Genomic DNA, 22734 nt, shown 5'->3' on the forward strand with positions numbered 1-22734 from the left:
CAACCGATTTACAAACCTAAAAAACAGAACAAGCATGGGATATATAAGCATCCAAATCAACAAGGCGAAAGGCTCGGCGGACACGGGCGCATCCGACCACATCGAACGCAAGACCGTCCCCAAGAATGCCGACCCCACACGCACCCACCTCAACCGAGAACTGGTGGAGTTCCCCGACGGTGTGACCGACCGCACCGAAGCGATAAGCCACCGCATACGCACGGCAGGCATTAGGCGCAAGATAACCGCCGACCAAGTAAGGGCAATCCGCATCGTATTGTCGGGCACGCACGAAGACCTGATGCGAGTGCAGGAAGAAGGCAGGCTGGACGAGTGGTGCGCCGACAACCTGCAACGGCTGTACCGTACTTTCGGACGGGAGAACACCGCTTCGGCAGTCCTGCACATGGACGAACACACGCCGCACATCCACGCCACAGTCGTGCCTATAGTGACGGGCGAACGCAGAAAGGCAAGGAAGAAGCAGGCGGACGGCAAACGCCAATACCGCAAGAAAGCCGACACCGTGCGCCTGTGTGCCGATGACGTGCTGACCCGTGAGAAACTGGTTTCCTATCACGACAGCTATGCCGAAGCAATGGCGAAATACGGTTTGCAGCGTGGCGTTCGCGGTTCAGAAGCACGCCACGTCACCACCGCCCAATACTACCGTGACCTGAAACGCCGGACAGGGGAACTGGAAGCCAACGTGCAGCAACTGCAAACGGAACAGCGGCAGGCAGAACAACAGCTTGACGATGTGAGGAAAGAAATCAAGTCGGAGAAGCTGGAAGCCGCCAAGACAGAAGCCAAGACCGCTATCGTGGCAAAAGTGGGTTCTCTTTTTGGCAGCAATAAGCTGAAAGCGGAAAGGGAGGAATTGCAACAACACATATCAGCACTTGAAAATCAGAACGAAGAATTGGTACGGCATATAGAAACAATGGAGCGTAAACATAGGGAAGAACGCGCCAAGTTCAACGAGTATATGGACAAGATACAGCGGTACTTCCCTTATGTGGAGAAGCTATTACCACTGATAGACTTTTGCCGAAATACTTTGAATTTCTCTGAAAGGGTAGTCCAAGAGTTGTGCAAGTTGAAGAAAGTTAGTTTGAAAGGGGATTTCTATTCTCCAGAGTTCAACAGAAAGTTCCGTGACGAGAATGCGGCTTTTTCGTTTGGAGAGGACAAGAACAGAAAAGGACACTACCACATATATGTGAATGACATTCCGCTTGTGCAATGGTTCAGGCAGAAAGCGAATGAATGGAGAAACGGTTTGGGCATTTCCCCTACAAAACAGGATAAAGGGCTGAATATATAGGATGTGCTCAAAAAAACAGTACAAAGAAAATTATCCGCTGATAATGAATTATCATCAAAAACAAGTATTTTTGTATTAAACAAAAAACAATGTATGGATATAATCAATATAAGAATGAATACACCGACATTAAAGACAGAGCGTCTGATTTTAAGGAAATTCACGAAAAAAGATATTGAAGCTCTCTTTCTGATACTAAAGGATGAAGAAACAAACAAGTTTCTGCCTTGGTATCCTGTGAAAGACATTGGCGAAACCGAGCGTTTCTATGAGGAAAGGTATGCGGCAAAATACGGACAGCCGCAGGCATACGCCTACGCCATCTGCCTGAAAAGTGATGATTTCCCGATAGGCTATATAAAAGTCGATATGGAAGAACACCACGATTTCGGTTACGGACTTCGCAGGGAGTTTTGGCATAGGGGAATAGCGACCGAAGCAGGCGAAGCCGTTATCGAGCAAGTGCGAAAAGACGGTCTGCCCTACATCACGGCTACGCACGACAGGGACAATCCAAGAAGCGGAAATGTGATGCGCAAAGTCGGCATGGTGTATCGCTATTCCTATGAAGAACTATGGCAGCCCAAGAATTTCCCCGTGATATTCAGGATGTATCAGTTGAACCTAAACGGCGACAAGGACTTCGTGTACAGGAAATATTGGGATGAATCCGACAAGCATTTCATAGAAGAATTGTAACTCCAGATACAAGGTGTGTTGCTCCAGCAGGACAGACGATTGCTGTTTGTATGTTGATATGCCAATGAAAAGAAAGTGGACGGAAAGAAAGATATGATTTATTCTTCTTATCTGCTCTCTTTTTTATACATTTGCATCTGTAAGAGTTACTTGAACAAGTAAAGTAGAGCAAACCGCAGCAATACGGACAGTTGCTAAATCATTACCCAATAAAGAGGTAATCTTTCTAATCTTCTTTATTATAAGAGGTTATAAGTCATATACAGATTTACAGAAAAAACTTTGATTATGATATGAAGTTGATGAAGAAATAAAACAGATCGGGCTTTTTATCGTTGGATTATAATCCATATCACCAGGAATTTTATATTTAATACCATTCGATAAACTTGAAAATAATATTATTGCACGGGAAGAGTTAAAACGAAACGGCTTCCTGTTTTGTTTGTTTTGTCTATTACGAGATTTCCCCCTAACTTTTGGGCTAATAGCTTGCTGAGTGCGAGTCCGAGTCCGCACCCTTGTGAGAAATTGCTCACTTTAGTGAAGCGCTCGAATATTATTTCTTGTTTATCGGCAGGTATGCCTATGCCTGTATCCGTAACGCTGATGGAAATCTGATCTTTTGCTTCCGATAAAGAGTACGCAAGTGTGATCTTTCCTTTCTCTGTGAATTTGGCGGCGTTATGTAGTAAATTGAAGAGTATTTTGGATACGGCTTCTTTATTCGTATGGATAAAGAGTTCGCTGTTCCCCGGATGGAATTCAAGGCTGACATCCTTTGATATATAAGGTTGGATTTTGGAAAGAGCTTGTTCACAACAAATATGAATATTGGTGCTTTCAAGCTCCATGTCTTCGCTCGATTCTAAATCTGATAGTTCTAATACATCATCTATCAATTTTAATAGTTTGTCACTGTTTTTTTCTATCAGATTGGCAAACTCATGTGTTTCATCGTCCTTCTTGAACTGGCTGGAAATAACTTGGGAGAACCCTACGATAGAGTTGAGCGGAGTTCGTATTTCATGTGTCATGTTGCGGATGAACGAGGTTTTCATATTGCTGGCTTTTTCTGCCTTATCCCGTGCTTTGCGCAGATTGTTTTCTGATTCTGTCAACTCTTGGTTTTTGATAAGAAGCAACTTTTTGGAGTGTTTCAATTTTTTGTTCAAGTAGAATTCTCTATAGAACAGAATAAACACGATGAAAAGAGTACTCACCAATAGTAGGATGAAGCTGCGGTTGTGTTTTAATTCGGCTTCTTTCGCTTTTAGCTCCAGTTCTTTTTTTTCGATTTTAATCTTTTCAAAATTTAGAAGTGAAGAAAACTCAGTAATGGCCGCCTGCTCGTTTATATTATTTATTGAGTCTGCCAGATTGATATAGTCATACAGATAATCGGCTGCCAGATCCTTTTGTCTCATCCAATAATAGGTTTGCCCTTTTCTCATTTTAACTTCCAGACCCAGTTGTGTTTCTCCCATCTCGGCCGCAAGTTTTTCCTGTTCTTCTAAAGCTTGCAGTGCTTTTTGATACTGTTTGGTTTGTTTGTAATAACTTTCTCGGGAAACTATTAAATTCTTTTGCCTGTTGATTAGTGTTTTGTCATGCTTAAAGAGTTCTTCCGCTTCTTCAAGGGCTTTTTGAGCTTTTTCCAATTGGTTAACCCTTAAATAGTAGGCTACATACTGTAATTTTTGTTCGAATGCCTGGTTGTTGTTATGTACGAGCTTTTCCGCTTTTTTTATTATGTCGTTAGCTTTTTGCGGTTGTAGCATGTCATTGTACAACTTAGCTACCGACATGTATTTACTATGTAGATTATAGGCGTTCAAATGGTATGTTTCTATTATTTCGATAGCCTTTAGTTTGGCGTCGATTGCTTGCTGTCTGAGTCTTTTCAGAATGTATATATCACCGATACAATCATAACAATAGGCAATTCCTTCTTTATTATCTTCTTGCTGTGCTTCTCTCAGCATATTTTGAGCTTCATAAAGAGCTGTATTGAATTTTCCGTTTTTGATATAAAATAGAATTAATCGTTTTCCCCAGGCGAAATAATAATATTTGGATTGCTCTGTCTCTTGTGCGAATTTTTTTACGCGCTCTACCCATGCAATAATACTGTCTTCCTGTCCTTTGAAGTAATAATAATCGAGCTTTGTAGAGAGTGCAACGGCTTGCATCCTTGGGTCGGATTTGGTTTGGGCCATCGTAAACAAGGTATCGGACATGGGCAAAACGATCGGTGATTGGATATTTGCCTTACATTGCTGGTAGTATACATAAAGTGTACTATCTACGTTGTACTCTTTCATTTCCCTGTTCTGGGCGATTGTGGTAGTACTTAGCAGCAGTATAATGAATAGTACAGAAAATCTGCCTATTGTTATATATGGAAGATCTTTCATCTCAATAGTCTTTATTTAGTTGGGGGTGTGTGCAAATATACGTTTATTTCTTGCAATGATGCATGGTAACTTGCTTTTTTTCTCTACATTTGCAATAAATCTAACAGAAACAAAGAGATTAATGAACTCATTAGTACATAGATATTTGAATGTTAACGGGCAGTTGCTCGATCTCTCTGTCCCTCAAGTGATGGGAATTCTGAATGTTACTCCAGACTCTTTTTATGCCGGCAGCCGGATGCAGACTGAAGCGGATATTGCGCAGCGTGCGCAACAAATATTGAGCGAAGGTGCTTCTATAATCGATATTGGTGCTTACTCTTCCCGGCAGAATGCGGAGAATATCTCTTCGAAAGAGGAAATGCATCGTTTACGAATGGGCTTGGAGATTCTGAAACGAAATCATCCGGATGCCATCATTTCGGTAGATACTTTCCGGGCTGATGTGGCAGAGTGGTGTGTGAAAGAGTATGGCGTTGCCATTATTAATGATATTGCTGCCGGTGAAATGGATTCGGAAATGTTTGAAACCGTAGCCCGTCTGGGGGTACCCTACATCATGATGCATATGCAAGGCACACCACAGAGCATGCAGGCGGAGCCACATTACGATAATCTTCTGAAAGAGATATTTATGTATTTTGCAAAGAAAATACAGCAATTGCGTGATTTGGGAGTGAAAGACATTGTTCTTGACCCCGGTTTCGGATTTGGGAAAACATTGGAGCATAATTATGAACTGATGGCACATCTCGAGGAGTTTAAAGTGTTCGAACTGCCTTTATTGGTTGGGATATCCAGAAAGTCAATGATCTATCGTCTGTTTGGAAGTACTCCTCAGGAAGCGTTGAATGGGACTACCGTATTGGATACGATAGCCTTGATGAAAGGGGCTGATATTATCCGGGTGCATGATGTGCGCGAAGCTGTGGAGGCTGTAAAGATGGTAGAGAAAATAGTCGGTTATAAATTCTGAATGCGTTTATGGGAGAATATCAAATAATAGCTATGGCTGCGGGGATGTTTTTTGAATTCGGTATAAAAGATTTCATTGATATTCTGTTGGTTGCTTTCCTGCTGTATTACGTCTATAAGTTGATGAAGGCTTCCGGTTCTATCAAAGTTTTTACTGGTATTCTGGTTTTTATTTTGATATGGCTGGTGGTGACTCAGGTATTGGAAATGAAGCTTTTGGGTTCTATTTTCAATACATTGATGAATGTGGGTGTGTTGGCCTTGATTGTATTGTTTCAGGATGAAATACGGCGTTTCTTGTTTACATTGGGTTCACATCAGCATGTCAGCGCTCTGGCCCGTTTCTTCACCGGAAATAAGAAAGAATCTTTGGAACATGAAGATATTATGCCTGTGGTAATGGCATGTATCAGTATGGGAAAACAGAAGGTAGGTGCTTTGATTGTGATTGAACATAATGTGCCTTTGGATAATATTGTCCGCACTGGTGAATTGATAAATGCCAATGTAAACCAGCGCTTGATAGAGAATATCTTTTTTAAAAACAGCCCGTTGCATGATGGGGCAATGGTAATCAGTAAAAAGCGTATAAAAGCGGCAGGTTGTATATTGCCTGTTTCGCACAATTTGGATATTCCCAAGGAATTGGGACTGCGCCATCGGGCTGCGATGGGAATTTCTCAGGAGTCGGATGCACATGCCATTATTGTGTCTGAAGAAACCGGCGCTATTTCTGTGGCTTATCGCGGCCAATTTTATCTTCGCCTCAATGCCGAAGAATTGGAAAGCTTGTTGACTAAAAAATCTTGATTAATAAAAACATATGGACAGACGAAATTTCTTGAGAACAGGAGGAATGGCATTACTCGGCTCACTGGCAGCCGGTTCGGTGCTTGCCATGCCTTCGTCGGCAAAAGGAGCCATGGGGGGAGGCGATCAGAAAGCTGCTCTTTTATCGGCTATGAACCATTTTGGAGTGAGTGAAGAAAATATGAGAAAGGTATTGGCTGCCGCTCTTGAAAAGGGAGGAGACTATGCCGATCTTTTCTTTGAACATACCTTTACTAATGTTATCGGATTGAAAGACGGAGCGGTGAACAGCTGCAATTCGTATATCGATTTCGGTATGGGAGTTCGTGTTCTTGCCGGTGACCAGAGCGGATATGCTTATGTGGAAAATGTGACGCTCGATGATATGCTGAATGCCGCACGTACGGCGGCCCGGATTGCTTCCGGAAACAAAAAGGCGGGGCCGGTAGGCTTGAAGGCAAAGACTTTGAAGAAAAATTATTATTCCGTAACTACTTCTTGGGAAGAAGTCAGTTTGAAAGATAAGATGCCTTATTTGCAGAAACTGAATGATAAGATATTCTCATTGGATAAACGGGTGTCCAAAGTAATGGCGAACCAAAGTGATACGACCTCTCATATTCTTTTCTGTAATAGTGAAGGGGTGATGTATTATGATTATCGTCCGATGGTGACACTGGGTGCTGTTTGTATTATGGAAGAGAATGGTAGAATGGAAAATAGTTATGCCGCCCGTGCTTATCGCAAAGGTTTTGAATTCCTTTCGGATGATCTGGTAGAAATACTGGCACGTGAAGCGGTGGATAATACTGCCATTTTATTTAAGGCTATAAAACCTAAAGGGGGTGAGATGCCTGTGGTAATGGGGGCAGGCGGTTCCGGTATTTTGTTGCATGAGGCTATCGGGCATGCATTTGAAGCTGATTTTAATCGTAAAAATGTTTCTATTTTCTCTGATCAGTTGAATAAGAAAGTATGCAATGAGCACATCTCTGTAATTGATGACGGTACGATTCCGTTTAATCGCGGTTCTGTAAACTTCGATGACGAGGGAGTGGACGGGCAGAAAACCTATCTGGTGAAGAAAGGGGTTTTGACAAGCTATATGCACGACCGTATCAGTGCCAGGCATTATGGCATTGCACCTACCGGTAACGGACGTCGGGAAACATTCCGTAATGTACCTATTCCGCGTATGCGTGCTACGTATATGGAACCGGGAAATATGAAAGAAGAGGATATTATTGCTTCTGTGAAACAGGGAATCTTCGTCGATCAGTTTACAAACGGACAGGTGCAAATCGGTGCGGGTGACTTTACTTTCTTTGTAAAATCGGGATATCTGATTGAAAACGGAAAGCTGACACAACCTATTAAGGATATTAACATTATCGGTAACGGTCCGAAAGCATTGGCAGACATCACAATGGTGGCTGATAATGATAAGATTGATAATGGTACCTGGACTTGTGGCAAAGACGGACAGTCTTGTCCCGTAACCTGTGGAATGCCTTCGGCATTGGTTAGTAAACTGACCGTTGGAGGAGAAAACTAAAACATAAAAAGAAACAAAAGTTGTAAGTCGAAGCATCGGACAGAAGTTCTGTCTAACTTTCAACTTTCAACTCTCAACTTTCAACTCTTATGATATCAGACAACAATAAAAAACTGGCTCAATGGGCAATGGATTATGCCTTAAAGAACGGTTGCCAGGAAGCAAAAGTGAACCTTTATTCCGGTTCTAACACTTCTTTTGAACTGCGCGACGCCAAAATGGATCGTTTGCAGCAAGCCTCAGAGAACGGATTGACTATCTTCTTATATGTAGACGGACGCTATGGAACTTATTCTACCAATCGTCTGGACAAGAAAGAACTGGAAACATTTATAACGAACGGTATCGAATCTACGCGTTATTTAGCAAAAGACGAGGCTCGTGTATTGCCGGATGCTTCCCGCTATTATAAAGGGGGAAAACCGGATTTGAAACTTCTGGATCCTAAATTCTCTTCTATTCAGCCGGATGATAAGATTGCGTTGGCTAAAGCTGTTGCCGAGGAAGCACTGGGACGGGATGAACGTATTATTTCCGTCGGTTCTTCCTATAGTGATGGAGAGAATTTTGGTTACAGACTTACCAGCAATGGCTTTGAAGGGGAAACAAAGAGTAGTTGGTATTCCCTTTCTGCCGAAGTGGCAATAAAAGGAGAAGGAGAGGCACGTCCTTCTGCCGGTTGGTATGAGTCTTCGCTTTATTTTGATAAGCTGGTTAAGGGGGATATCGGGCGTAAAGCTTTGGAACGTGCTTTGCGTAAAGTGGGACAAAAGAAGGTTAAGTCCGGTAAGTATACGATGGTAGTAGACCCATTGAATGCCGGTCAATTGTTGGGTCCGTTGATAAGCGCGCTATATGGTTCTGCCCTGCAGCAGAGAAATTCTTTCTTGCTGAATAAACTGAATGAAAAAGTGGTTGCCGATAAAATGACCTTGATGGATGAACCTCATCTGGTACAGGCATCCGGTGCCCGTTATTTCGACAGTGAAGGAGTTGCGACTGAACGTCGGGCTGTTTTTAAGAATGGTATATTGAATACTTATTTCATCGATACTTATAATGCGAAGAAGATGGGAACAGCTTCTACGGTAAATTCTCCGTCTATTCTGGTATTGCAAACAGGCAAAAACGATTTGGACGGGTTAGTTGCAGAAGTGGATAAAGGCATTCTGATCACCGGTTTTAACGGTGGTAATTGCAACAGTTCTACGGGAGACTTCTCTTATGGTATCGAGGGTTTCCTCATTGAAAATGGAAAATTGACTCAACCGGTTTCCGAAATGAATGTGACCGGTAATATGCTGGCTCTCTGGTCTTCTTTGGTAGAAACGGGAAATGATCCCCGTCTTTCCTCTTCCTGGCGCATACCGTCATTGGTATTTGAGGGAGTGGATTTTAGCGGACTCTGATTAATCTTATATAGTTTTTTCTTTGGAATGCCACAACATCCTGTATGTCTGTTTTCCGGATTCTTGTTCGGAGTGGATATACAGGATGTTTTTGTATGACGTATTTTAATTGAGCATTAAACTCATATAAGGCTTCAATGGGAGGAGAATTTTTTCGCATAATTCTCCAATGGTCAATTGTGAGTGACTTCCCGGTAGGCGTTCTTTACTGAACATGCATTTTCCCTTGCAGAGATAGTAGTAACCGTTGTTTGTCGTCAATACTTTGTCTGTGAGCTCAATGTTCATTTCTATATTGGGATAGGAAGCCGCATAGATCTGGAGAAATGTTTTCGCGTCAACGATACGTGCCATGCCCAAAACGAACGGTTTGCCATTTACCGCGGGAGGAGTGAGGAGTGTGACTTTACCGTTTTTTTTGTCCTGTTGGATATGGTAGAGCAAAGCTTTTTCTATTTCTTTGTTTTCTGCGAACAATTCACTTATTTGTAATCTGTTTTCTTGTTGGTACACAATTGCTACTCCGCTTATCTTTTTTTCATAAATGGCTATATACATTTTCCCTCTACTTATTTCGAGATCGGCAAGAATAACTTTAAAGTCCGTTTGAGTGTGTTGGATACAGCAGGGGCGTTCTTTCATCTTTTGATTGAGGTATTGATATACCTCTTCCTGTTCATCGGTCAATCTCTTTACGGAGACACCGGTGGAAGAACGATCTTGATCTGGAATATCGTTTTCTGAATAGCAAAATACCGGTGCATATCCCATATGGGCATAATAATCGAATAACCAGGGTTCGGCCGGGATCAATGTACTTAAGATAACATTGTTGTGCAGCATCTTCGTTAAAGCCTGTGATAATAGTTCCTTCATTACACCCTTACCCCGGTAGTCGGGGTGGGTACAGGCGCCGGAGATATATGATGTCTGGATCTGTTTGCCACAAAAAGTCATAGGATAGGGAAGCATCTGAAGTGCGGAAATAACCTCATCACCGCTTTCTATGGCGATGTTTACTTCATTGTTGTAACGCAGCCGGAAATACATTTCTATGAACGCTTCGCTATCTTCAAAGCAAAGTTTCCATAATGCCTTTACTTTTTCCTTTATCATTTTCCTTTTATGTCTTTGGGTGTTTGATGTGTACTTGAATTTTTTTATGCAGGAGTCAAATGGATGTTTGTTCTACCATTTAATCATATTTTGTGGTTGCTCTTTCAGGCACGCCATGTACTTTTCGAGAATAGTTACGGGTTGATAAGATAACTTGGCTTTGCGTAATCCTTCAATTCCCAAATCTTCTTCTCGGTTGATGTAAATGTACTGTTCCGGGATGTGGTTGGCAAATTCATAATTAATCATCGCATAAGCGCCGTCGATATTTGTGTCGGCTTTTTCTACATGTACGCCGAAAGTCTCTTTGTTGATCGGCATGCCGAAAGTGAAAGCAACAATTGTACCGTCTACATGTAAAATTCCACCTGTCAGTCCTAATGCTTCGAAATTGTGCAATGCATAAATCAAGGCACGGCGCTCATTACCGGTTCCTTCCTGTTGGTCGCAGTTGTTTACTTTGCACCATTCGGCTTCCAGATCAAGGCATTCCTGAATGCGATCGGGGGTGATAGGGGTATATTCGTAATTACCGTATGTGTTACGGAATTTATTGATATGGTTTCGCTTTGCTTGAAATTTCTTCCCTTTCAGGGTGGCGAGATCCGTGCGGAGATAGATGTAGTCGGCATAGTCTCTGTCTGCTGTAAATGTGAATTGTCCGGGCATGATGTTTTCGAGTTCTTCCCTCATACACGAACAGACACCGAGCATGCAGAATGGTTGCCCTTCCTGCCGGGCATCTTCAATAAGCGCTTCCAACACTTTTTTTAAGTCTCCTTGTCCTACGGGCATCATATACGCCAGCTTTTCACCGGCCCAGAATTTAAAAACCAGCCAATCGTCGACGATCGCAAATTTGGTATGATACAGGAATCTCCAACTACAGAGGTTGGAGAAAGAAAGGTCGCAATTGCGGCGACAACTGTTCATTGTATATCCCGTGATGGTATCTTTATCTTGAAGTGTGATATCTTTGAAATCTATCATATAAAGTCGTTTTCTTTTTTAGTGTATAATTATATAACAAATATAAGTCATTTTTGTTATAACATACCCAATAATCGGAGAATAGTCGGTGTTAACAATGCGGTAAATATGCCGTTGAGAGTTAACCCCAAACTGGCATATGCTCCGTATTTGCTGCTGATATCCATAGCAGTGGAAGTTCCTACTGCATGAGCGGCCGTTCCCATGGAGAGACCTTGGGCTATCGGGCTGCCTACATGCATCAGTTTCATTGTCTTGAATCCGAGGATAGCACCGAGCAACCCTACGCAAACTACTACGGCGGCTGTCAGTGAGGGAATGCCTCCTAATGTTTTAGTTACTTCCATGGCAATAGGTGTGGTAACCGATTTAGGAGCTAATGACAGAATAACCTCTTGAGATGCTCCCATTAATTTGGCTATCAATACCACGGAAACAACACCGATAAAGCAACCGGCCAGTTGCGACAGCAAGATAGGTAGCAACTGCTTTTTGATTGTTTCCAATTGAAGGTATAACGGGACTCCTAACGCCACAACTGCCGGTTTCAACCAAAACTCGATCAGATGCCCGCCTTTATTATATGTTTCATAACTGATATGCGTCATTTTCAGAAAGACGATCAGGACGGCAATGGTCAATAAAATAGGATTTAGCAAAAGAAATCCGGTTTTCTTTTGCAGTAATTTGGCGAAGAAATAAATCCCGAAGGTAATCGCCAACAAGAAAAACTCATTTTCTAAATAACTCATTTGATTTTCCGTGCTAATTGATGAACCCATCCGGTAACGATAAGCACAAGGATGGTACTGATAAGGGTTGCAATCACTATCGGCCAGAATTGTGCCGCAATAATGTCAAAATAAAGCATAAGCGCCACTCCCGGCGGGATAAAGAAGAAACCGAGATTGGCAACCAGAAAGTCGGACATGCCTTGCACCCATTGCAATTTAATCCAACCTAATTTCAGAAAGAGGGTAAGCAGCAACATTCCTATGATGCTGGACGGGAGCTTGATCCCTGTAAGAAAAACAATCAATTCACCCAAAGCCAAACAGCCAAATAAAATGGCACACTGACGTATCATATTTTTTACCTATTGAATTTGAAAACGCGGCAAAGTTATGAAATTACTGATAGAGTTGTCACTGCTTTCCGTGAAGAATTTTCTTTTACCGCTCTTTTTGTGAAAAAAAACAGGAGAAAAAAGAAAAAGAAAGGGAAATATATTTATTTTTGCATAAATACAACGCATAATTCAAGTATGAACATTAATAATTAAAAAACAAGACGAATATGAAAAAGAGTTTATTAGTCAGCGTTTTTGCTGCTTTGGCTATGATGGTTTCAGTGAATTCATTTGCACAGGAAAAAGCAACCAAGGAAGATTACAAAGAAATTGCAAAACAGGAAAAAGTTTTGAATAAGGATTTACAGAAGAAAGCGATTAAGGAAGCACGGAAAGAGGCTAAAAAATTGACTAAGGAAGGCTTTAAAACTCCGGTCGGTAAGTTACCTTTGGACAAGCAGATTGAAAATGCATGGCAGAAGCAGGCGGAGATGACTCCGGACGGAACTCCGTTCTGGTATGTTGCCTCTTCAAGAGCAATCGGGGGGAATCAGTCTTCTGCAGTTTTACAGGCTACGAATGCTGCCAAAATAGATCTGGCCGGACAGATCCAGACTAAAGTATCTCAATTGATAGAAGCAAAAGTGGCAAACGATGATATGGGACAGGAGGAAGCTGCCAGTCTTTCGAGTGTGGTCGGTGCCAGCAAAAGTGTGATTTCTGCTACATTGGGTCGTGTAGTGCCATTGGTCGAAGTGTACAGAACATTGGACAACAAGAATGTGGAAGTGATGGTGACATTAGGATACAGTATGGAAGCGGCCAATAAGGCGGCTATCAGTGCCGTACGTGCAGAATTGGCGAAAAAATCGGAAGATTTGGCTAAGGAGCTGGATAAGCTCGGTTACTAAAGACAAATTATAAAATTAGAAAACTGAATGAAAATAATCAGGCTACTGGGGTTTATAACAGCTTTTTTGTTGTTGATACCTGTCGGAACTCTTTGTGCACAGAATACTGTAAAGGTGAAAGGTGTTCAGGGACGATGGCAGGTTAGTGATGAGATAACTCTGAAGCAAGCCGAAGAACGTGCTTTCATGGAAGCGAAGAAAGCTGCCTTGCAAAAAGCGGGCGTTATGGAGAGTGTCTGGTCGGTTTTTGGCCAGATCACTCAAAATGACGGGGCGGAATTCCATGAAGCATATTCACAGATGAGTGTGCTTGCTATCGGAGGAATGGTCAATGTGACCAATAAAAAAGTAGAAGAATTGTGGGATGTGGATAGCCGTAGCCTCTATAAAGTAGTAACGATCGATGCCACTGTACAAAAAGACGATAAACCGGATCGTTCGTATGCGCTTGAAGTGAAAGGCGTGGAGACTCTGTATAAAGAAGGGGATGTGTTTACATGCCGGTTGACTGTACATGGAACTGACTCTTATCTGAAGTTTTTCTGGTTTGACAGCACGGGTGGAGCGTTGCTTTATCCCAATGCGTACGAACCGAATAATCTGTTGAAAGCCGGGCATGAATATAAGGTTCCTTTTAGTAATGCGGTAGATTATCTTATGGAAAAACATTCGGGCAAAGGCAATGAAAAAATCAATATTATGATGGTTGCAACGAAAAGTAATGTCCCTTTTACGGAGGCGGTTACTTATCAGAGTGTATTGAAATGGGTTTATTCGATGCCTGCCAATCAGCGTTGTGCTTTTTATGAGATGGTATTGATAAAATGATAGACAGATGAACAAGATAAGGTGTTTTTTTCTTTTCGTATTTGGAGGGCTCCTCTCTGCTACTGTAATGGAAGCTCAGGAAGTGGATTTTGAGAAGGAATTCGATGATTTTCAGAAACAGCAGCAGAAAGAGTTTAACGACTTTAAGAATAAGGCCGATGCGGATTTTGAAACTTTTCTCAGAGAAACATGGGTTAAGTTTGAAGCGTTTGATCCTTTGAAAGCTCCGGTGCGTCCGGAACCGGAAAAACAACCTGTTTTTGATGGAAAACGGCCTCAGGCTCCCGTGGAGATTAAACCGGTTGATATTGGTAAACCTTCTTTGTCGGCTGTTACAGACAAACCGGTTCCGGGGATATATGTACCGGGACAGCCTTATCTGTCTGTGAAAATAGATGTTCCGGTGGTGCCTGTTACAGGGCGTCCGATACACCGTACTCCTGTCAATTATTATGGCTCTGCTTTTGAAATAGCGACCGATGCCATAGAAAACCTGGCATTGGCCGGCAATCGTGAAGCGGACGTCGCTGATGCATGGAGCCAGCTTTGCAAAGCAGACCATGAGCAGTTGATAAAGGATTGCATGACTTTGCGTGAAGAGAAAAAAATGAGCGACTGGGCTTATTTATTGTTTACCAAGAAAATAGGTGAGCAGCTTTACGGTGAGCAGCAAAAAGATGATATTGCTTTTTTGCAGATGTTTATTTTGAACAAATCGGGATATAAAGTCCGTCTTTCGAAGATCAATGAGAAGCTGAAATTGATGGTAGCACCGGCCGGTGTGTTGTATGGCATACCTTATATATTATTAGACGGTACGAAATATTATGTATTTGATGCCGAGAAGACAAACGGGCCGATGGGAGTTTATACCTATAAACAAGATTTTCCCAATGCGAAGAACTATGTTTCCCTTTCCATCGACGCTGTTCCGAAGTTCGATATGGCTGAGCACACAGAATCCGTATCTCCTGAATCCGGTTCGGTTAAAGTGGAAACAGTAGTGAACAAGAACCTGATGGAGTTTTATAAGAGTTATCCGCAATGCGACGTGTCGGTTTATTATCACACTCCGATGAGTGAAGAGTTGAAAGCGACTCTTTATCCTCCTTTGCAAGAAGCTATTAAGGGAAAATCTCAACAGGAGGCTGCCAATATTCTGATAGAATTTGTTCAGACCGGTTTTGAGTATCAGACTGATGGAGATCAGTTCGGTTATGAAAAGCCTTTCTTTCTGGATGAAAACTTCTTTTATCCGGCATGCGATTGTGAAGACCGTGCTATTTTGTATTCTACTTTGGTAAAAGATCTATTGGGACTGGATGCCGTTTTGCTCGACTACCCCAATCATATCGCTTCGGCTGTTCGATTCACGGAAGAGATACCGGGCGATTATGTCATATTGGATGATGGTGCCAAATATTTGATCTGCGATCCTACCTATATCGGTGCATCTATCGGGATGTGTATGGAGCAATTCAAGAAAGTCTCTCCACAAATCATTCGTTAGTGTTAAATATTATAATAATTGTAGATTCGGGGCGTAAAAACGCCCCGTTTTGCAATGTAGATATTACAAAATTGTGTACTTTTGCGGCGTGAATAACACCTTACTACCGAATTTATACATATTTTAAATATCTATGCTCAATTTAATTAACTCTATTGTTGCGCGTGCGAAAGCGGATCGCCAACGCATTGTTCTTCCGGAAGGAACCGAAGAACGTACTTTGAAAGCTGCCAATCAGATTTTGACAGATGAAGTTGCTGACCTTATTCTTTTGGGTAACCCTGATGAGATTCATGAGGCTGCTACAAAATGGGGACTGGGAAATATCGGTAAGGCTACCATTATTGACCCGGAGAATCATCCGAAACAAGAAGAGTATGCACAGTTATTGTGCGAGCTTCGCAAAAAGAAAGGCATGACTATCGAAGAGGCCCGTAAGCTGGTGCTTAACCCGTTGTATCTGGGTTGTCTCATCATTAAGAACGGGGATGCCGATGGACAGTTGGCCGGTGCCCGCAATACGACCGGTGATGTACTGCGTCCTGCGCTTCAGATTATCAAGACTATTCCGGGAATTACTACCGTGTCCGGTGCTATGTTGTTGTTGACACATGCTCCCGAATATGGTAAGAATGGTATTCTTGTGATGGGGGATGTTGCCGTGACTCCGGTTCCGGATGCTGCTCAGTTGGCTCAGATTGCGATCTGTACGGCTGGTACTGCTAAGGCTGTTGCCGGAATAGAGGAACCTAAAGTAGCATTGCTCAGCTTCTCAACGAAAGGGTCGGCTAAACACGAAGTGGTAGATAAAGTGGTTGAAGCATTGAAGATTGCCAAAGAAATGGCTCCTACATTGGCTATTGACGGTGAACTGCAGGCAGATGCAGCTTTGGTTCCGGAGGTTGGTGCGAGCAAAGCGCCGGGGTCAGCCATTGCAGGTGCGGCCAACGTATTGATTGTTCCGAGTCTTGAAGTCGGTAATATTTCTTATAAATTAGTGCAACGCTTGGGACACGCCGATGCTGTCGGTCCGATTCTGCAAGGTATTGCCCGTCCGGTAAACGACCTTTCACGTGGTTGTTCTATTGAAGATGTGTATAGAATGATTGCTATTACAGCCAATCAAGCTATCGCAGCCAAGAAAAACAAATAATTTAATAAAACGATAATCAGAAATGAAGATATTAGTATTGAACTGTGGAAGTTCGTCTATCAAATATAAACTGTTCGATATGGACAGTAAAGAAGTGATTGCCCAAGGCGGTATTGAAAAGATCGGTTTGAAAGGCTCTTTCTTGAAATTTACTTTGCCTAACGGAGAAAAGAAAATATTGGAAAAGGACATTCCGGAACATACTGTCGGAGTGGAATTTATCCTTCATACATTGACTGATCCGGAATACGGAGCTATCAAGTCATTGGATGAAATCAATGCTGTGGGTCATCGTATGGTACATGGAGGTGAACGTTTCAGCAAATCCGTATTGCTCGATAAGGAAGTATTGGAAGCGTTTACCGCTTGCAACGATCTGGCACCGTTGCATAACCCTGCAAACCTGAAGGGAGTGGATGCCATTTCGGCCATTCTCCCCAATATTCCACAGGTTGGAGTGTTTGATACGGCTTTCCATCAGACAATGCCTGACTATGCATATTTATATGCTGTTCCTTACGAACTGTATGAAAAATACGGTGTGCGCCGTTATGGTTTCCACGGAACTTCTCATCGTTATGTATCTCAACGCGTATGTGAGTACTTGGGTGTTAAACCCGAAGGGTTGAAGCTGATAACCTGCCACATTGGTAACGGCGGCTCTATCGCTGCTACCAAAGATGGTAAATGTATCGATACGACTATGGGACTTACTCCGTTGGAAGGATTGATGATGGGTACACGTAGCGGTGATATCGATGCCGGTGCCGTAACTTTCATCATGGACAAGGAAGGACTTAATACAACCGGTATTTCCAATCTGCTGAACAAGAAAAGCGGTGTTCTTGGAGTTTCCGGCGTATCGAGCGATATGCGTGAGTTGGAAGCTGCTGTGGCAGAGGGTAATCCGAAAGCAATTCTGGCAGAAAAGATGTATTTCTATCGTATCAAAAAATACATTGGTGCTTATGCTGCTGCTTTGGGTGGCGTAGATGTGATTCTCTTTACCGGTGGTGTCGGTGAGAACCAAGCAAGCTGTCGTGCAGGTGTATGCGAGGGGCTCGAATTTATGGGCGTGAAGCTGGATGCCGAAAAGAACAAAGTCCGCGGTGAAGAAGCTATCATTTCTGCTGCTGATTCAAAAGTAAAAGTAGTGGTTATTCCTACAGATGAGGAACTGTTGATCGCTTCTGACACAATGGATATTGTAGGAAAATAATTCCGAAAAAATGATTAATACGCAAGGCGGGGCTATCCTAATAAGGATAGTCCCGTTTTTTATTAAAATAATGATGTATCTTTGCCGGTAGATAAAACTAACGAATATGAGATATTCCGTCATCATACCTGTGTATAACCGTCCCGACGAGGTGGACGAATTGTTGCAAAGCCTCGTAAATCAGCATTTTAAAGATTTTGAAGTGATTGTAGTCGAGGACGGTTCTTCTGTTCCTTGTCTGGCTGTTACAGAAAAGTACAAGGCGGTGCTTGACTTGAAATATTATCAGAAATCTAATTCCGGGCCGGGGCAAAGCCGCAATTATGGAGCTGAGCGGAGTCAGGGGGATTTTCTGATCATATTGGATTCTGATTGCATCCTTCCGGAAAGCTATTTCGATGAAGTAGAGGCGGAATTGGAAACGGCTCCTGCCGATGCATTCGGTGGTCCCGACTGTGCGCATGATTCTTTTACAGACATTCAGAAAGCGATTAATTATTCCATGACCTCATTCTTTACGACCGGTGGCATTCGTGGTGGTAAAAAGAAAATGGATAAATTCTATCCGCGTAGTTTTAATATGGGGGTGAGACGGGAGGTATATCAGGCATTGGGAGGTTTTTCCAAGATGCGTTTTGGAGAGGATATCGATTTTAGTATCCGGATTTTTAAGGGAGGATACAAATGCCGTTTGTTTCCCGGTGCATGGGTGTATCATAAGCGGCGCACCGATTTGAAGAAGTTCTTTAAGCAAGTGCATAATTCCGGTATTGCCCGTATCAATCTTTATAAAAAATATCCGGAGTCATTAAAGCTGGTGCACCTGCTTCCTGCTGCTTTTACTTTAGGGGTGGCTTTGTTGCTCGTCGGTGGTTTGTTCTGTCCGTATAGCCTTCTTCCGATTCTGTTTTATGCTTTGTTGGTTTGCGTAGATTCCTCTTGTTGTAATCACAGTTTGCGTATAGGAGTTTACTCTATTGCTGCTTCTTTTATACAACTGATCGGTTATGGAACCGGTTTCTGGAGAGCTTGGTGGCAACGTTGCATTTTGAAGCGAGGTGAGTTCGAAGCTTTTCAAAAGAACTTTTATAAATGAAGGTACATATATACACATACCAATGAAAGATACACACAAACTGACTATTTGCCAATGGGCGGAAGAGGATCGTCCGAGAGAGAAAATGATGTTGAAAGGTTCGGGCGCCCTGAGCGATGCCGAGTTGTTGGCTATTCTGATCGGCTCCGGCAATACCGAAGAGAGCGCGGTAGAGCTGATGCGACGGATACTTGTCTCCTGTCATAATGATTTGAACGAACTGGCTCATTGGGGAGTCCGTGACTTTTCTTGTTTTAAAGGTTTCGGCCCGGCGAAAAGCATTGCCATTATGGCTGCTTTGGAATTGGGAAAGCGCCGTAAATTGCAGGAAGTGAAGGAGCGGGCTGTTATCAGTTGTTCTAAGGATATTTACGAACTGTTTCATCCGTTGATGTGCGATCTTGAACTGGAAGAGTTTTGGGTATTGCTGATGAATCAGGCGAATAAGGTGATAGACCGGATCCGGATCAGTACGGGCGGTATTTCCGGCACATTGGTAGATGTGCGTTCTGTACTGCGGGAAGCTTTGTTGCAGCGTGCTGCCCAGATGGCTGTTGTTCATAATCATCCGTCGGGCAACAATCATCCTAGCCGTGAAGATGAGGCATTGACACAGCGAATATTTAATGCTGCCGGGACTATGGATATTAAATTGGTAGACCACGTTATCGTTTGTGATGGCAAGTACTACAGTTTTGCAGATGAAGGGCTTGTATAAAAAGTATATGTATGGGGATAAATAGATTTCCTTCTTTTATATCCTAGACCTCTTGTACATTAGATCTTTGTCACTATTCAGGATTTGACTTGAGAAAACTAAAGGAATGTTCTTTTGCGAAAACATACTTTTCAAAATACATAAATGCTCTTAATCCTGTATATCTACTTTCAACCATCAATGAGAATTTTATATTTAAATGATCTCTAAAATCAATAATGGCTAATCCGTTTTTGTCTGCTATATCCGTTTGATCCGGTCTGATGATTTTATCGACTGAATAATATACACCATCTGCCTCATACTTCATAGCTGTGAAATCTTCCATTTGGCGATTGAAGTATATATATATTTTAGAACCTTCATCCGGATATGACTCTGACCATTTGGTATATTCCACTTTGATATTCATTTCATAGCTTTCTTCTATAATCTCTTTTTCATTATCCTTATTGCATGATGAAAAGATTGTTAGTAGAATTAGGATGTAACTTAATTGTTGTATTGCTGTTCTCATAATAACCTACTTTATAGTGAATAGATGTATATAAATATATAATGGTATTCCTTTGTTTTTTTGTAATCATATACTACCTTTCTTCTTTTAGTGGTGAAAGGTAAGCGTAAATATCTATTCCCCCAAAGTATGTGGAGGAAATAATACTTTGGGGAAATGATTTGAGTTAATACTGTGGTAAAGGAAGTATTCCTATTTTATAATATCCGGAGTTATATTTGGGATTCACTACAGGCCTGTAAATATTTTGCTCGCTTTCACTTTCAGAATCAATTATTTCCATTTCGTCTTTTATTATGACATCATCTCCAAAGTTAATTATAACATCTCCTAATTGGTCACTATTTAAGTATGTTGTTATTACAGTGGACGTTTTATATGTCGTAGATGCAGAAACTCCCATTTTAGCTCCCTTTTTTGTAATTTCTCCCAAGCTTGCATTGAATTCAAAATTTGTAGCAAATGTACTTGTTGTCTCTGATGTTTTCTGAGATGTCTGTTGATCATCTTTTTCTTCAATAGATATTTTAACAGAAGCAGAATAATTTTCTATATCCCAATCAAAAAGGGGAAGCGGAGTAGGTAAGTAGTATTTCTTTATCTTTTTAACTCCCATTACCTGTGCAGGCCTCCGGCCATTTTGTTGTATGTCTAGTTCAAATAAATGAAATGGATTAACGGATATTGCTTTGATAATTTCATTTGAGCTTAGTTGCTTATTACTAATATAAACCTTTACTAGAAACTCAAAATTTCCTCCATACCAAAATTCTCCTTGTGCTCTATGATATTCACTTCTTGTACCTCGGCCTGATCCTGGTCTTGGACCTGACGGTTTTTCTTTGTAATATTGAGGATCAGAGTCTTGGTCTGCTAACATTCTAAACATAGTATTGGGATCTCCTAATAATTCAAGAGAATAAATGCATTCGGAAACGTTTTTTTGAAATACACCCTCACCATCTTTAGTCGAAATATTATAATAAATATAATCCCTTTGCCAAACTCCGTTTTTATCAGAATACTTTTTTGCATCATAAATTTTTTTGAAGAGATCAGGAATAACAGTTGCAGATGTTCTGGTTTTAATCGTGGAAGAAGTAATATTATTAAATTCATCGAATTCAAAGACAAAATTCATTCCATTTTCAGCTTGTAGTACTGTTGACGAATTAGAGTTTCGAGTAGATGTATTCTCTACAATAACTCTTTCTGACGGCTTAATTGCTACAATGGCGAATACAGGAATCTCGTTTTCCTCAAAAGCGTTAACTATTCCTTCACTATTTACATATAATATTGAGTTTTCTTCATTTTTATATGCAACAAGAGGAATTTCTTGTTCAATATCCCATTTTTCTGCAGAAAAAGATTCTTCAGGGAGAGAAGGCACGAATATTGTCAAAGTGGGTATCTTTTGTGTCAGAGTAAAGAGATCATCTTTACTCATGTACTTTAATAAAAGTTCTTCTAATGTTTTATTATTTTCCATTTTTTTATCCTTAACTAACATGTATAAAACATCATAGTCATAATCAAACTGTTTTAGAGCTTCTCTTTTTATAAGTTTTCTCACATCTTTATTTTCAGCAAAAACCTTAGCTAAAGCTAATGAGAATTCACTTTTTAGATTGCTTTCTTGTTTGAGTTCAATATTATTGTCTTCGACTAATGATAGATTATCAATTGTATCAAATTTATCATTGTAACATGATACAATCATTAGTAATATTAACGGTGCTGTTAATTTTTTTAAGATGTTTGTCATAATTTACTTTTTTATTGAATAAATACTGTATGGATTAAATTTTTGTATTCAAGATGGTGTCTGAAAATAGATCATAAAGAGCTGTAGTGTGTTTTGGACTATTATTCATATATGTCAATTATCTTGTATTGTAAAGCTTCCATATAGTAGCATCGATTCCATATCAATCTCTATATCGTATTCTGCCGAAAGAAAGTTACTTATATCGATATAAATAGTTCCAGTAGTAGTCAATGTCTCTGTAACTTTTCCTGTGTTAGCATCTTTGATTGTTATAGTATAGAATGAGACATCTGATGAAGAAACATCTTGTTCTATAGTAATAAAAGATGCGTTTAAGAAGACTTGAAATGGTTGTTCAATAACAGAACGATGATCTTTTCTTAGATGATACTTTAACTCGATCTTTGTTCCCTTGTTTAAAGTTTCTGCTAATGTCACTTCTGAGATAGTCAGGGTGATGAAGAGTAATAATAAAAAATTGGTTTTCATAATTTTGTATTTTGGGATTAATTTTTTATAAAGGACTGGTTTTTAGATGAAAAAGCATTATGATTTAGGTAATAATTAGGTAATAATTATCCTAATTCACGAATGTTTTAAGACAATGTGAAGCGTTAAGTTATACTTAATTTGTAGTATATCAG

General features: G+C 41.1%; 21 protein-coding genes. 13 read left to right on the top strand and 8 right to left on the bottom strand.

Going from position 1 to position 22734, the window contains the following annotated elements; all coding sequences use genetic code 11:
* The first annotated feature begins 34 nt into the window (after positions 1-34).
* Both mobV and QVP90_RS07265 read left to right on the top strand, forming a co-directional pair.
* Positions 35-1327, top strand: coding sequence for a MobV family relaxase (gene mobV / locus QVP90_RS07260; protein WP_021936055.1), 1293 nt, complete (start codon positions 35-37; stop codon positions 1325-1327).
* Positions 1328-1441: 114 nt separating this feature from the next.
* Positions 1442-2026, top strand: a complete 585-nt coding sequence (locus tag QVP90_RS07265; protein ID WP_044093821.1) for a GNAT family N-acetyltransferase — start codon at positions 1442-1444, stop codon at positions 2024-2026.
* A 401-nt stretch (positions 2027-2427) separates the two neighbouring features.
* Here QVP90_RS07265 and QVP90_RS07270 read toward each other — a convergent pair whose 3' ends face one another.
* A complete protein-coding gene (locus QVP90_RS07270; RefSeq protein ID WP_021936056.1) occupies positions 2428-4443 on the bottom strand; it encodes a sensor histidine kinase in 2016 nt (671 codons plus the stop codon).
* 121 nt (positions 4444-4564) lie between these two features.
* Here QVP90_RS07270 and folP point away from each other — a divergent pair, with 121 nt between their 5' ends.
* The 4 genes from folP (at position 4565) to QVP90_RS07290 (ending at position 9192) form a co-directional block, all read left to right on the top strand.
* Complete coding sequence (gene folP / locus QVP90_RS07275; protein WP_021936057.1) at positions 4565-5419, top strand: dihydropteroate synthase; 855 nt, start codon at positions 4565-4567, stop codon at positions 5417-5419.
* Positions 5420-5463: 44 nt separating this feature from the next.
* The gene (gene cdaA, locus QVP90_RS07280; protein ID WP_025819138.1) at positions 5464-6228 is read left to right on the top strand and encodes a diadenylate cyclase CdaA; all 765 of its coding nucleotides are present in this window, start codon (positions 5464-5466) and stop codon (positions 6226-6228) included.
* A 13-nt stretch (positions 6229-6241) separates the two neighbouring features.
* Complete coding sequence (locus tag QVP90_RS07285; protein WP_021936058.1) at positions 6242-7783, top strand: TldD/PmbA family protein; 1542 nt, start codon at positions 6242-6244, stop codon at positions 7781-7783.
* Between the two features lie 89 nt (positions 7784-7872).
* Positions 7873-9192, top strand: a complete 1320-nt coding sequence (locus QVP90_RS07290) for a TldD/PmbA family protein (RefSeq protein ID WP_025819139.1) — start codon at positions 7873-7875, stop codon at positions 9190-9192.
* Positions 9193-9297: 105 nt separating this feature from the next.
* Here QVP90_RS07290 and QVP90_RS07295 read toward each other — a convergent pair whose 3' ends face one another.
* From QVP90_RS07295 to QVP90_RS07310, 4 genes are all read right to left on the bottom strand, one after another.
* The gene (locus QVP90_RS07295; protein ID WP_005926855.1) at positions 9298-10308 is read right to left on the bottom strand and encodes a GNAT family N-acetyltransferase; all 1011 of its coding nucleotides are present in this window, start codon (positions 10306-10308) and stop codon (positions 9298-9300) included.
* A 72-nt stretch (positions 10309-10380) separates the two neighbouring features.
* A complete protein-coding gene (locus QVP90_RS07300; protein WP_021936059.1) occupies positions 10381-11298 on the bottom strand; it encodes a DUF2156 domain-containing protein in 918 nt (305 codons plus the stop codon).
* Between the two features lie 56 nt (positions 11299-11354).
* Entirely contained in the window at positions 11355-12050 is a 696-nt protein-coding gene (locus QVP90_RS07305; RefSeq protein ID WP_005926849.1) for an LrgB family protein, read from the bottom strand.
* A complete protein-coding gene (locus QVP90_RS07310; protein ID WP_005926846.1) occupies positions 12047-12385 on the bottom strand; it encodes a CidA/LrgA family protein in 339 nt (112 codons plus the stop codon). The genes QVP90_RS07305 and QVP90_RS07310 overlap by 4 nt, the downstream gene beginning before the upstream one ends.
* Before the next feature lie 209 nt (positions 12386-12594).
* Between QVP90_RS07310 and QVP90_RS07315 the strand changes: the two genes are divergently transcribed.
* The 7 genes from QVP90_RS07315 to radC all read left to right on the top strand — a co-directional run bounded on the left by QVP90_RS07315 (position 12595) and on the right by radC (position 19802).
* Complete coding sequence (locus tag QVP90_RS07315; RefSeq protein ID WP_005926843.1) at positions 12595-13278, top strand: hypothetical protein; 684 nt, start codon at positions 12595-12597, stop codon at positions 13276-13278.
* A 27-nt stretch (positions 13279-13305) separates the two neighbouring features.
* Positions 13306-14106, top strand: a complete 801-nt coding sequence (locus QVP90_RS07320) for a DUF4384 domain-containing protein (RefSeq protein WP_005926841.1) — start codon at positions 13306-13308, stop codon at positions 14104-14106.
* Between the two features lie 7 nt (positions 14107-14113).
* Positions 14114-15616 (top strand): hypothetical protein, encoded by a 1503-nt coding sequence (locus tag QVP90_RS07325; RefSeq protein WP_005926839.1) that lies wholly within the window; start codon positions 14114-14116, stop codon positions 15614-15616.
* Positions 15617-15749: 133 nt separating this feature from the next.
* The gene (pta, locus tag QVP90_RS07330; RefSeq protein ID WP_005926837.1) at positions 15750-16769 is read left to right on the top strand and encodes a phosphate acetyltransferase; all 1020 of its coding nucleotides are present in this window, start codon (positions 15750-15752) and stop codon (positions 16767-16769) included.
* 22 nt (positions 16770-16791) lie between these two features.
* Positions 16792-17988 carry an acetate kinase gene (locus QVP90_RS07335; protein ID WP_021936060.1) on the top strand — a complete coding sequence of 399 codons (1197 nt, stop codon included), beginning with the start codon at positions 16792-16794 and terminating at the stop codon, positions 17986-17988.
* Positions 17989-18094: 106 nt separating this feature from the next.
* Positions 18095-19084, top strand: a complete 990-nt coding sequence (locus tag QVP90_RS07340; protein WP_021936061.1) for a glycosyltransferase — start codon at positions 18095-18097, stop codon at positions 19082-19084.
* 22 nt (positions 19085-19106) lie between these two features.
* A complete protein-coding gene (gene radC, locus QVP90_RS07345; RefSeq protein WP_021936062.1) occupies positions 19107-19802 on the top strand; it encodes a RadC family protein in 696 nt (231 codons plus the stop codon).
* Positions 19803-19875: 73 nt separating this feature from the next.
* On the opposite strand, the gene QVP90_RS07350 is transcribed toward radC, so the two are convergent.
* The 3 genes from QVP90_RS07350 to QVP90_RS07360 all read right to left on the bottom strand — a co-directional run bounded on the left by QVP90_RS07350 (position 19876) and on the right by QVP90_RS07360 (position 22579).
* On the bottom strand, positions 19876-20319 hold the full coding sequence (locus QVP90_RS07350) for a hypothetical protein (protein ID WP_007479030.1): 444 nt from the start codon (positions 20317-20319) through the stop codon (positions 19876-19878).
* Positions 20320-20485: 166 nt separating this feature from the next.
* Positions 20486-22087 carry a hypothetical protein gene (locus tag QVP90_RS07355; protein WP_021936063.1) on the bottom strand — a complete coding sequence of 534 codons (1602 nt, stop codon included), beginning with the start codon at positions 22085-22087 and terminating at the stop codon, positions 20486-20488.
* A 114-nt stretch (positions 22088-22201) separates the two neighbouring features.
* Positions 22202-22579: a DUF3244 domain-containing protein gene (locus QVP90_RS07360; protein ID WP_007479028.1), complete on the bottom strand. Its 378-nt coding sequence runs from the start codon at positions 22577-22579 to the stop codon at positions 22202-22204.
* Between the last annotated feature and the right edge of the window lie 155 nt (positions 22580-22734).

This window comes from Bacteroides sp. CAG:189, from assembly GCF_000432295.1.
GTDB lineage: Bacteria > Bacteroidota > Bacteroidia > Bacteroidales > Bacteroidaceae > Bacteroides > Bacteroides salyersiae.